10 protein-coding genes and 1 pseudogene are annotated in these 11,435 nt (G+C 64.7%); 6 read left to right on the top strand and 5 right to left on the bottom strand.

The window, feature by feature from the left end; translation table 11 throughout:
• Positions 1–3: 3 nt before the first annotated feature.
• From AB4Z27_RS25045 to recQ, 5 genes and pseudogenes are all read right to left on the bottom strand, one after another.
• Positions 4–997: pseudogene (locus AB4Z27_RS25045) on the bottom strand (elongation factor Tu).
• A gap of 76 nt (positions 998–1,073) precedes the next feature.
• Positions 1,074–3,182, bottom strand: coding sequence for an elongation factor G (gene fusA, locus AB4Z27_RS25040; protein WP_092301789.1), 2,109 nt, complete (start codon positions 3,180–3,182; stop codon positions 1,074–1,076).
• Between the two features lie 118 nt (positions 3,183–3,300).
• Entirely contained in the window at positions 3,301–3,771 is a 471-nt protein-coding gene (gene rpsG, locus AB4Z27_RS25035) for a 30S ribosomal protein S7 (protein ID WP_092301786.1), read from the bottom strand.
• 223 nt (positions 3,772–3,994) lie between these two features.
• Entirely contained in the window at positions 3,995–4,372 is a 378-nt protein-coding gene (rpsL, locus tag AB4Z27_RS25030) for a 30S ribosomal protein S12 (RefSeq protein ID WP_010810460.1), read from the bottom strand.
• Positions 4,373–4,705: 333 nt separating this feature from the next.
• Positions 4,706–6,559, bottom strand: coding sequence for a DNA helicase RecQ (gene recQ, locus AB4Z27_RS25025; protein ID WP_092301784.1), 1,854 nt, complete (start codon positions 6,557–6,559; stop codon positions 4,706–4,708).
• Positions 6,560–6,715: 156 nt separating this feature from the next.
• Here recQ and AB4Z27_RS25020 point away from each other — a divergent pair, with 156 nt between their 5' ends.
• The 6 genes from AB4Z27_RS25020 (at position 6,716) to AB4Z27_RS24995 (ending at position 11,419) form a co-directional block, all read left to right on the top strand.
• Positions 6,716–7,273, top strand: coding sequence for a helix-turn-helix domain-containing protein (locus AB4Z27_RS25020; RefSeq protein WP_441645522.1), 558 nt, complete (start codon positions 6,716–6,718; stop codon positions 7,271–7,273).
• A gap of 103 nt (positions 7,274–7,376) precedes the next feature.
• Positions 7,377–8,132 (top strand): 3-oxoacyl-[acyl-carrier-protein] reductase, encoded by a 756-nt coding sequence (gene fabG / locus AB4Z27_RS25015; RefSeq protein WP_218158060.1) that lies wholly within the window; start codon positions 7,377–7,379, stop codon positions 8,130–8,132.
• Positions 8,133–8,149: 17 nt separating this feature from the next.
• Positions 8,150–9,064 (top strand): hypothetical protein, encoded by a 915-nt coding sequence (locus AB4Z27_RS25010; RefSeq protein WP_441645521.1) that lies wholly within the window; start codon positions 8,150–8,152, stop codon positions 9,062–9,064.
• Positions 9,061–10,248, top strand: a complete 1,188-nt coding sequence (locus tag AB4Z27_RS25005; RefSeq protein WP_441593729.1) for a beta-ketoacyl synthase N-terminal-like domain-containing protein — start codon at positions 9,061–9,063, stop codon at positions 10,246–10,248. The genes AB4Z27_RS25010 and AB4Z27_RS25005 overlap by 4 nt, the downstream gene beginning before the upstream one ends.
• Positions 10,245–11,171: a beta-ketoacyl synthase N-terminal-like domain-containing protein gene (locus AB4Z27_RS25000; protein ID WP_441645520.1), complete on the top strand. Its 927-nt coding sequence runs from the start codon at positions 10,245–10,247 to the stop codon at positions 11,169–11,171. Before AB4Z27_RS25005 ends, AB4Z27_RS25000 begins: the two co-directional genes overlap by 4 nt.
• The gene (locus AB4Z27_RS24995) at positions 11,168–11,419 is read left to right on the top strand and encodes an acyl carrier protein (protein WP_441645519.1); all 252 of its coding nucleotides are present in this window, start codon (positions 11,168–11,170) and stop codon (positions 11,417–11,419) included. The genes AB4Z27_RS25000 and AB4Z27_RS24995 overlap by 4 nt, the downstream gene beginning before the upstream one ends.
• The last annotated feature ends 16 nt before the right edge of the window (positions 11,420–11,435 follow it).

The raw sequence follows: 11,435 nt of genomic DNA, 5'->3' as shown, positions 1-11,435 counted from the left end.
TGCTTAGTCGAGGATCTTTGCCACGACGCCGGCGCCGACGGTACGGCCGCCTTCACGGATAGCGAAGCGCAGACCTTCTTCCATGGCGATCGGGGCGATCAGCTTGACCGTGATCGACACGTTGTCGCCCGGCATGACCATTTCCTTGTCCGCCGGCAGCTCGATCGAGCCGGTCACGTCGGTCGTACGGAAGTAGAACTGCGGACGGTAGTTGTTGAAGAACGGCGTGTGACGGCCGCCTTCATCCTTCGACAGGATGTAGACCTCACCCGTGAAGTGCGTGTGCGGCTTGATCGAACCCGGCTTGCACAGCACTTGGCCGCGCTCCACGTCTTCGCGCTTCGTGCCGCGCAGCAGCAGGCCCACGTTGTCGCCAGCTTGACCTTGGTCCAGCAGCTTGCGGAACATTTCCACGCCCGTGCAGGTCGTCTTCACCGTCGGGCGGATACCCACGATTTCGATTTCCTCACCGACCTTCACCACGCCGCGCTCGATACGACCCGTCACCACGGTACCGCGGCCCGAGATCGAGAACACGTCTTCCACCGGCATCAGGAACGTACCGTCAACCGCGCGCTCCGGCGTCGGGATGTACGTGTCCAGGGCGTCGGCCAGGTTCATGATCGCCACTTCGCCCAGCTCGCCCTTGTCGCCTTCCAGCGCCAGCTTGGCCGAACCCTTGATGATCGGSGTGTCGTCGCCCGGGAAGTCGTACTTCGAGAGAAGCTCGCGCACTTCCATTTCCACCAGCTCGAGCAGCTCGGCGTCGTCCACCATGTCGCACTTGTTCAGGAACACGATGATGTAAGGCACGCCAACCTGACGGGCCAGCAGGATGTGCTCGCGCGTCTTCGTCGTACTTCTTGGCCGAGCCGCCAAACTTCGCAGCCAGCACCGTGGCGATTGCTGCCGTCAGCGTCGTCTTGCCGTGGTCAACGTGACCAATCGTACCTACGTTCACGTGCGGCTTGGTCCGCTCGAACTTTTCCTTTGCCATTTTCAGCTCCTAATGGAATGCAGTCTTGTTGTTTCATCGCGCCGCCGCACCGGCAGGCGCGGCGGCAAACTTCCAATTACTTGCCCTTGGCCGTGATCACGGCTTCGGCGATGTTCTTGGGTGCTTCGGCGTAATGCTTGAATTCCATGGTGTACGTGGCGCGGCCTTGCGTGGCCGAGCGCAGCGACGTGGAATAACCGAACATTTCCGACAGCGGGACTTCGGCCTTGATGATCTTGCCGCCGCCAATCATGTCGTCCATGCCCTGCACGATGCCACGGCGGGACGACAGATCGCCCATCACCGTACCCGTGTAGTCTTCCGGCGTTTCCACTTCCACGGCCATCATCGGCTCGAGCAGAACCGGGCTGGCCTTGCGCATGGCTTCCTTGAAAGCCATCGAGCCGGCCATGCGGAACGCGTTTTCGTTCGAGTCCACATCGTGGTACGAACCGAACGTCAGCGTAACCTTCACGTCCACCACCGGGAAGCCAGCCAGAATACCGGCCGACAGCGTGTCGACGATACCCTTCTCGACTGCCGGGATGTATTCGCGAGGAATCACACCGCCCTTGATGGCGTCGATGAACTCGAAGCCCTTGCCCGGCTCTTGCGGTTCCAGCGTGATCACGGCGTGACCGTACTGGCCGCGGCCGCCCGACTGCTTGACGAACTTGCCTTCGACGTCTTCGGCCTTCTTGCGAATGGTTTCGCGGTAAGCCACCTGCGGCGCGCCGATGTTGGCTTCCACGCCGAATTCGCGCTTCATGCGGTCGACCAGAATTTCCAGGTGGAGCTCGCCCATGCCCGAAATGATGGTCTGGCCCGATTCTTCATCGGTACGCACGCGGAACGACGGATCTTCAGCGGCCAGGCGGTTCAGGGCGATGCCCATCTTTTCCTGGTCAGCCTTGGTCTTCGGCTCGACAGCCTGCGAGATCACCGGCTCCGGGAAGATCATGCGCTCGAGCACGATCGGGGCAGCCGGATCGCACAGCGTATCGCCCGTGGTGGCGTCCTTCAGGCCCACCGCAGCGGCGATGTCGCCGGCCAGCACTTCCTTGATTTCTTCGCGCTGGTTCGCGTGCATCTGCAGAATACGGCCCAGACGCTCCTTCTTCTGCTTCACCGGGTTGTACACGGTGTCGCCCGAATTGATCTTGCCCGAGTACACGCGGAAGAAGATCAGCTGGCCAACGAACGGGTCGGTCATGATCTTGAACGCCAGCGCCGAGAACTTCTCGCTGTCGTCAGCCTTGCGCTCCAGCTTCTTTTCGTCGTCGCGTTCGTCCACGCCGGTGACCGGCGGAATATCGACCGGCGACGGCAGGAAGTCGATCACGGCGTCCAGCATACGCTGCACACCCTTGTTCTTGAACGCGGTGCCGCACAGCATCGGCTGGATTTCGCAGGCGATGGTACGGTCACGCAGCGCCTTGACGATCTCGGCACGGGTCAGCTCTTCGCCGCCCAGGTACTTTTCCATCAGCTCTTCGCTGGCTTCGGCGGCGGACTCGACCATCTTCTCGCGCCATTCTTCAGCGATAGCTTGCAGCTCGGCCGGGATGTCCTGGTATTCGAACTTCACGCCCTGGCTGGCTTCGTCCCAAATGATCGCCTTCATTTCCAGCAGATCGACGACRCCCTGGAAGCCGTCTTCAGCRCCGATCGGCACCACGACGGGCACCGGGTTGGCCTTCAGGCGGTTCTTCAGCTGGTCGTAGACCTTGAAGAAGTTGGCGCCGGTACGGTCCATCTTGTTCACGAAGGCCAGACGCGGCACGCCGTACTTGTTAGCCTGGCGCCACACGGTTTCCGACTGGGGCTGCACGCCACCCACTGCGCAGTAGACCATGCAGGCACCGTCCAGCACGCGCATGGAGCGCTCCACCTCGATGGTGAAGTCCACGTGGCCCGGGGTGTCGATGATGTTGAAGCGGTGCTCGGGATAGTTCCCGGCCATGCCCTTCCAGAAAGCGGTGGTGGCAGCGGAGGTGATCGTGATGCCACGCTCCTGCTCCTGCTCCATCCAGTCCATGGTGGCCGCGCCATCGTGCACTTCACCGATCTTGTGGTTCACACCGGTGTAGAACAGGATCCGCTCGGTCGTGGTGGTTTTACCCGCGTCAATGTGAGCCGAAATACCGATATTGCGGTAGCGCTCAATGGGAGTCTTACGAGCCACTTTAATCCTCTATTCGTCCGTGAGGCGCCGGCATCTCATCGCCCGCGCCCCTAACACAAACGGGCGAGATGTGTAGCAACACAGCCCGCCCGGCAACCAACAACGTGTCTCGCTCGCTTTAGAAGCGGAAGTGCGAGAACGCCTTGTTGGCTTCGGCCATGCGGTGCACTTCATCGCGCTTCTTCATCGCGCCGCCACGGCCTTCCGATGCTTCCAGCAGCTCACCTGCCAGGCGCAGCGCCATCGACTTCTCGCTGCGTTTCTTCGCGGCCTCGCGCAGCCAACGCATCGCCAATGCCAAACGACGCGACGGACGGACTTCGACCGGAACCTGATAGTTAGCGCCGCCCACGCGACGGCTCTTCACTTCCACCACCGGCTTCACGTTGTTGATGGCAACGGAAAACACTTCGATGGGGGCCTTGCCTGCCTTCTTTTCGATCTGGTCGAACGCGCCGTACACAATGCGTTCGGCAACCGACTTCTTGCCGTCCAGCATCAGCACGTTCATGAACTTGGCAACTTCAACGTTACCGAACTTCGGATCAGGCAGAACTTCCCGCTTGGGGACTTCACGACGACGTGGCATCTTCTTTCCTTTAGATTCAGTTGAGAGCGCGTTACTTATCGCGACTCTCCGGCCACCAACTAGCTTGCCTGCATGGCAAATTCGCCGGGTGACCACTTACTCGACGGCACGGCGCATAACTCTCCGTTGTACCGCCGCCTGGTGACAGCACCATGACTCGCGCCACAGGCCATCTTCTTGTTGCTGCTGCGGGCAATCGCTTGCCCAGCTGCCCTGAAAACGATCAGGCAGCCTTCGGACGCTTCGCGCCGTACTTCGAACGAGCTTGCTTGCGGTCCTTCACGCCTTGCAAGTCGAGCGAGCCACGGACGATGTGGTAACGCACACCCGGCAGATCCTTCACACGGCCGCCGCGGATCAGCACGACCGAGTGTTCCTGCAGGTTGTGGCCTTCACCGCCGATGTACGAGATGACCTCGAAACCGTTGGTCAGGCGCACCTTGGCGACCTTACGCAGTGCCGAGTTCGGCTTCTTCGGCGTCGTGGTGTACACACGGGTGCACACGCCGCGACGCTGCGGGCAGTTCTCAAGCGCAGGGCTCTTGCTCTTGACGACTTCAGAGACACGCGGCTTGCGAACCAGTTGGTTGATAGTTGGCATTGTTCAATCCAGCTTGGTTTTACAAAAACACCCCTCCGCCGGCTCCATATCAATGAATTCGGCCTGAGGGGCAACTACGGGTTTCGGACGGGAATGGAGAGCGGGCGCTCGAAAGGAAGGGCTGTGAAGTGACAGACTTGCCAAAGAGCGCGAGCTCGCCCGGATCCCGCTTGGCTATCCTGCCGGCTGCGCCGCAAGGATCACTCCGCGGGCGCGCGTCCGATGGACGAGCGAAATCCAAAGCCAAAAACTCGAATCTGGCATCCTAGCAGGGGTGTTGACAATGGTCAAGCGGTATACCCGCTCTGTATACGCCTTGGGTGGGCGCCCCGGTCAGACTCGGACCGCGCGCAGCGTCTCGAGGATTTCCTCGCCGTAGCGCTCGAGCTTCGATGCACCGATACCGGGCACTTCAGCCAGTTCGCCGAGCGATTCGGGCGCGCTGCGGGCCAGTTCGGCCAGCGTCGCGTCATGGAAGATGACGTAGGCCGGCACGCCGTGCTCGCGCGCCGCGGCCGTGCGCCAACTGCGCAGCGCCTCCCAGTGGGCCAGCGCGTCGGGGTCCATCGTCGCGGTATGGTCGGTACGCGTGCCACGTGCGGCGCGGTCGCCGGACTTGGCCGGTTTGCTGACCTGCCGGCGCAGCGTGATCGGCTGCTCGCCCTTGAGCACGGCCCGGGCCGACTCGCCCAGCAGCAACGCGCCATGGCCGCCATGGTCGATCACCAGCAGCCCGTGGGCAATCAGCTGGCGGAAGATCGCATGCCACTCCGAGACCGACCGGTCCTTGCCGATGCCGAAGGTCGAGACCTTGTCATGGCCCCACTGCCGGATCTTCTCGTTGGCGTTGCCGCGCAGGATATCGATCAGATGGGTCGCGCCGAAGTGGACGCGGCTCGCCTGGGCCGTGCGGTAGACGCAGGACAGGGCCATCTGCGCCTCGCGCGTGCCGTCCCAGGTCGCTGGCGGCTCAAGGCAAGTGTCGCAATTGCCGCACGGCTCAGCGTTTTCGTCGAAATACGCCAGGATGCGCACGCGCCGGCAGCCGGCCGTCTCGCACAAACCCAGCAGGGCGTCGAGCTTGGAGGACGACACGCGCTTGTGGGCATCGTCCGCTTCGGACTCGTCGATCATCCGCTTCTGCTGCACCACGTCGCCCAGGCCGTAGGCCATCCAGGCATTGGCGGGCAGGCCGTCGCGGCCMGCGCGACCGGTTTCCTGGTAATAGCCTTCCATGCTCTTGGGCAGGTCCATATGGGCGACGAACCGGACGTCCGGCTTGTCAATGCCCATGCCGAAGGCAATTGTCGCCACCATCACGATGCCCTCCTCTTCCCGGAAGCGTGCCTGGTGACGCTGCCGCACTTGGGCATCCATGCCGGCGTGATACCCCAGCGCCTGGATGCCGTGGCCGGCCAGCCAGGCGGCGGTATCCTCGACCTTCTTGCGCGACAGGCAATAGATGATGCCGCTGTCGTGCCCGCCGTGGCCATTCATGTGTTCGGCCTTGATAAAGGCGAGCAGCTGGTTGCGCGCATTGTCTTTCTCGACGATGCGGTAGCGGATGTTCGGCCGGTCGAAGCTGGAGATGAACACGCGCGCGTCGTCCAGCGCCAGCCGCTCGACGATCTCTTCGCGCGTCTGCGTGTCCGCCGTGGCCGTGAGTGCAATACGCGGCACCTGCGGGAAGCGCTCGTGCAGCACCGACAGCTGGATGTACTCGGGCCGGAAGTCGTGGCCCCATTGCGACACACAATGCGCCTCGTCGATCGCGAACAGCCCGACGCGGGTACGTTCGAGCAGGTCGAGGAAGCGCGGCGTCATCAGCCGCTCGGGCGCCACATAGAGGATTTCCAGCCGCCCCGCGAGCAGGTCGCGCTCCACGGCGGAGGCTTCACTGCTGGTCAGCGTGGAATTGAGCACCGCGGCGCGCACACCGGCCTCGGTCAGCGCCGCCACCTGGTCCTGCATCAGCGCGATCAGGGGCGAGACGACGATACCGACCCCCTGCCCCGCCTGCTGGCGCAGCAGCGCCGGTATCTGGTAGCAGAGCGACTTCCCGCCGCCCGTGGGCATAAGCACCAGGCAATCGCCGCCCTCGGCCACATGGTCGATGATCTCTGCCTGCCGGCCGCGAAAGGCGTGGTAGCCGAAGACTTCTTTGAGGATCGCCAGTGCGCGCGACATGGACAGCGGAATTCGGGAAAGCCGTAACCTTACCACTAAGGCGCCCGGGCTCGGCGCCGATGCTGCCGAGATCGCTATTTCGGATAACGGCGATTGCGTTCTCGACGGTTGCAGAGTTCCATGGGCATTGCCAGACTCTCAACAAGGGGCGATGCAATGGGCAATTGGCAGGATCGACTCAATCGCATCAGCAAGCCGGCAGCCTCGGAGCGTGAAGTACTCGAGAGCATCGAGACGACCGCCGCGATGCTCGGCTTCGATATGGGGAACCGCAGCATGACATTCTCGGCGAGCCAGCTGTGGAGCGAGGCAAGGCTGCTGGGCCTGTGCCACGGTCTGTCGGAGGAGGACTTCACCCTGGCCATGCGCGGTGGGCCCCTACCCTCCGCCCCGTCGCCAACCCCGCCGGTCAACGGCAAGCTTGGCCGTCGCGAAATTCGCATGCGCTGGTTCGCCTTCGTGGTTCATCTCGTGCTGGACCAGCAACGCATGGCGCGCCCCACCGGGCAAGGACAGTCGCCCCTGACCGAGCGCGAGCTCGAAGTCCTGAAACTGACTGCCCAGGGCAAGACCTCGTCGGAAATCGCCGCATTGCTGATGGTCTCCGGCAACACCGTCAMCTTCCACATTCGCAATGCAATGCTCAAGCTGCAGGCCAGGAACAAGACGGCGGCAGCCGTGTGCGCTGCCTTGCAGGGGTGGCTCAACGGGTGAGTTGACTTGGCGCAAACGTAGCCCACGCGCCTATCAGATTTGGTAGTTACTGCACTTCGCCATGTCTGTTGCAATGCGCCATCGACATTGCGAGGAATGGCAGATGACATCGATGGCATCGCCGCAGCGCCCGGTTGCACTGGTCAGCGGCGGCTCACGCGGGATCGGCCGGGCGATATGCCTGGCACTGGCCGACGCTGGCTACGCAATCTCCTACTGCCATCACGCATCAGGCGATGCCGGCCTCGAGACACTCGCCCAGCTGCGCGCCGCAGGCATCCCCTCGCTGGCCCTGCAATGCAACGTTGCCGACGCGGGCGCCTGCGAGCGCTTCTTTGCCGAGACCATCGAACATCTCGGCCAGGTCGACGTGCTGGTGAACAACGCCGGCATCACCCGCGATGCGCCGCTGGCGACAATGCGACCCGATGCATGGGCCGCGGTCATCGACACCAATCTCACCGGCACCTTCCACTTGAGCCGGTCCGCCGCCTTCCACTTCATGAAGCGGCGCACCGGCGTCATCGTCAACGTGGCGTCCATTGCGGGCGTCTACGGTAACGCTACCCAGACCAACTATTCGGCATCGAAGGCCGGCATGATCGGCTTCACCCGGGCGCTGGCCAAGGAGGTTGCGCCCTACGGCGTGCGCGTCAATGCCGTGGCGCCGGGTTTCATCGAATCCGACATGACGGCAGGCCTTTCCGACAGCGTCGCGTCGGCCGCACTGGCCCGCGTGCCGCTGCGCCGCTTTGGCAGGCCCGAGGAAGTCGCGGCGTTGGTCCGCTTCCTGGCCTCCGCCGACGCGGCCTACGTCACGGGCCAGGTCTTTCAGATCGACGGCGGGCTCGTCCTCTAAGGCGCCAGGGCGATATCGTGGACGACATCCTCCCGCCTCTCATCATGGCCCGCAGCGTCCGGGGCTTCTCGGACTGTCGCCGGCCCGGCCTCCGCGAATGGGAATTCGACTGGCGTTTTGCGGACGACGACGACAGCTTTCAGGGCCACTTTCCGACGTACCCCATCCTGCCCGGGGCATTCCTGCTGGAGATGGCGCAGCATGCCGCCAACCATGCGCTCGCGCAGAGCGGCCAGACGGGGCGCCGCGTCACCAGTGTGACGCGCCTGCGCTTCCAGAACCCGGTCCTGCCGGGGGACACCTGCACATTGCAGGTTGCCTGGGATGACCTCGATGCGGTGCAGATCCGCTTTACCAAGCCTGGTAGCGCGGTGGCCCACGGCATCCTCGGCACTGGCCCGGTGCCACGCCATGCAGGCGCCCCGGAAGTATCCGCGGCGGATTTGCCGCGCGATCCGACCGTCGCCCTCAAGGTGCTACCGCATGGTCATCCCATGCGGCTGGTCGATCGTGTGGCGCTGGATGGCACTGCTCGCGCAGTCGCCTACAAGAACATCACGCTCAATGAGCCTTGCTTCGGCGCCGCGCATCGCGGCATGGACGAGGCGCAACTGGCATATCCGTTGGCGCTGCTGGTGGAGTCCTTCGCCCAGGGCGCGGGGCTGCTGCTATCCCGGCGCGGCTTCTTTGCGGACGCTGGCGGCGCCGCCTCGCTGACCGTGTTCGGCGAGTTTCGCGGCATCCATCTGCTTGGCCGAGCCCTGCCGGGGGACCAGCTTCGCCACGACGTCCATCTCCTGGAATGTGGGCGCAACGTGGCCCACCTGGCGGGACAGACCAGCGTCGGGGGACGCACTGTCGCCCTGTTCGACGATCTGATGGCCTTCTCCATTGGCGCGACGACACTCGGCGCCGCTGGAGGCCAGCGATGACACAGCGGCGCGATGTCCTGCTGGCCGGATTCGGCGCCTGCTCCGCCGCAGGTCCGGATGTCGAAGCCTTCTGGCGTGCCCTGCAACGCGCACCCGAGGCGCCGTCACCGAACGCCATCGTCCCGCGGAGTACCGATGGGCGGACGTGGCGCCATGGCCATTGCCTGCCCGCGTCGGCCTCTCATGTGCATGCCGACTTCGACAGCCTGATCGCAGATGTTGCCCTGCAAGCCCTCGATGACGCCCGCAGACGCGGCCATGCACTCGACACCCTGCACACCGGTCTGGTGCTTGGCACGGCGGCCGGGGACAGCCGCCGTGCCGAACGGCACCGCCTAGAAGGCGCCGTGGCGCCGTATGCCGCGAGCCACCCGTACCGCGCCATCGACACGCTGCCGCACGTGCTGCCCATCCAGGTGTCCGGACCGGCTTTCGTCGCCGCCAACGCCTGCTCGGCTGGCCTTCATGCCCTGGTCCATGCGGTGGACATCATCCGGGCCGGCATGGCCGACGCGATGATCGTGATCGGCGCCGACCTGCTTTCCCACGTCACCCAAGCGGGCTTTCAACGCATGACGGCGCTCGATCCGCAGCGGTGCATGCCCTTCGACGTCCGCCGCCTGGGCACCGTGCTGGGCGAAGGCGCCGCCGCGCTGGTACTCGTGGCCGACAGCGAAGCTGCCGCGCACGCCGGATCCGCCGGACGCATCCGAGGCATCGGCGTGAGCTGCGACGCCTTCCACCCGACCGCCCCAGAACCCGGCGGCCGGGACATCTCCCGGGCCTTGCGCGAGGCGCTGCGCGATGCGAATGTCGGCATCGACGGCATCGACGTCATCGTGCCACACGGCACCGGCACGCCCCCCAACGACCGCATCGAAGGCAACATTCTGGCGGCAGTGCTTGGCCCAAGCGTCGTCATGCCACCGGTGCTGTCCGCCAAGGCGCATATCGGACACACCGCAGGCGCGTCCGGCATGTTCTCCCTGCTCGCGGCCGCGCTTGCACTGGCACATCGGAAGGTGCCGGCAGGCTACTGCGAGCGCCCTGATCCGGCCACGCGCATCCGGCTGCCCAGCCGTGAAACGCCACTGCGGGCAAGACGGCCGCTTCGGGCACTCATCAATGCCTGTGGATTCGGTGGGAACAACGTGTCCCTGGTCTTGCAGGAAGGGACGCCATGAGCGCCGTCAATCTCCTGACCTGCGCGGCCGTGGCGCCCGGCATCGGGGAAGATCTTCTCCCGTGCTCGCCTGGCACGCTTGCGATCGTCGACCCGGACTGGTTCGATCCGGCCCTGTGGCTGCCGGGTACGCGGCACCGCTACCTCAACGACACCACGCGCTACGCGCTGGCCGCGGCGCGCCGGTGTCCCGATCCATGCACGGATGGCCGCGTCGCCCCTGAGCGGCTCGCGCTTTGTTTCGGTACAAGTGTCGCGGATGTCTCAGTCCGGCACCTGTTCGATCAGGCCGTGGCCCACGGCGGACTGGATGCCGTCAGCACCGTCAGCGCACCCAATATCTCGGCCAATATTGCCGCCGCCCACGTCGCCATCGACTGTCAGGCCCGCGCGCTATGCAGCACCGTCACGTCGCCGTTCCTGGCCGGCTTCGAAGCCCTGATGCTGGGCATCCAGGCGATCCAGGCCGGGCGCGCCGACCAATCGCTGGTCATTGCCGCCGAAGAGGCGATCCCCGAGGGTGCCGGCGCAGCCATCCTGCCGGGCGCCGTCGCGCTCCGGCTGGGCGGGCGCGCGACGGAGAACGGTCATTGCCTGCGGCCCCTCGGTTGGGGCCGGGTCGAAACGACCGGACAACTGCCGCRGCGGCTGGTCCACGCGCTGACGCGCACCGCCTCCGGGTTTCCCGGACCGACGCGGCTTGTTGTCCCGGCCCGCACGCCGCTCAGCTGGCCCAAAGGCCTTCCGCCCCCAGACATCCTCACGTGCGACGACGCAGGCGCCCTGGCACCCCTGCTGTGCGCCCTGCCGACGCTGCGTGACGACYMCCCCTTCATCCTCGTCGCCATACACGAGCACCGCTACATGGCATTTGTTTCCCAATGCCGACCGCTTTCCACCCAAGAAGGAGCACATCCATCATGACTTCCCCCGACCGCATCGCCGCCATCAAGCAGATCGTTTCCGAAATCCTTGAGATCGAGCCGACCGACATGACCATGACCAGCCGCTTCAAGGAAGACCATGACGCGGATTCGCTGCGCGCCATCGAAATCCTCGCCAGCCTGGAGAAGGCTTTCGGCGTGACCATCTCGCAGGACGGGCTGGCTCGCATGGTGAACATGGAGGGCGTCTGCCAGGTGGTGGATGAAGCCGCCTCGGTCAAGTCCTGAGTCACGCACCGGAGCC

Source organism: Cupriavidus sp. KB_39 (genome assembly GCF_052114485.1).
Taxonomy (GTDB): Bacteria; Pseudomonadota; Gammaproteobacteria; order Burkholderiales; family Burkholderiaceae; genus Cupriavidus.
This window is presented reverse-complemented; position numbering and strand designations above follow the sequence as displayed.

What these genes read in the sequence shown, in the direction of transcription:
- AB4Z27_RS25005 (WP_441593729.1), top strand. Translation starts at nt 9,061, where the DNA reads ATGACACAGCGGCGCGATGTCCTGCTGGCCGGATTCGGCGCCTGCTCC.
- AB4Z27_RS24995 (WP_441645519.1), top strand. Translation starts at nt 11,168, where the DNA reads ATGACTTCCCCCGACCGCATCGCCGCCATCAAGCAGATCGTTTCCGAA.
- rpsG (WP_092301786.1), bottom strand. Translation starts at nt 3,771, where the DNA reads ATGCCACGTCGTCGTGAAGTCCCCAAGCGGGAAGTTCTGCCTGATCCG.
- fabG (WP_218158060.1), top strand. Translation starts at nt 7,377, where the DNA reads ATGACATCGATGGCATCGCCGCAGCGCCCGGTTGCACTGGTCAGCGGC.
- rpsL (WP_010810460.1), bottom strand. Translation starts at nt 4,372, where the DNA reads ATGCCAACTATCAACCAACTGGTTCGCAAGCCGCGTGTCTCTGAAGTC.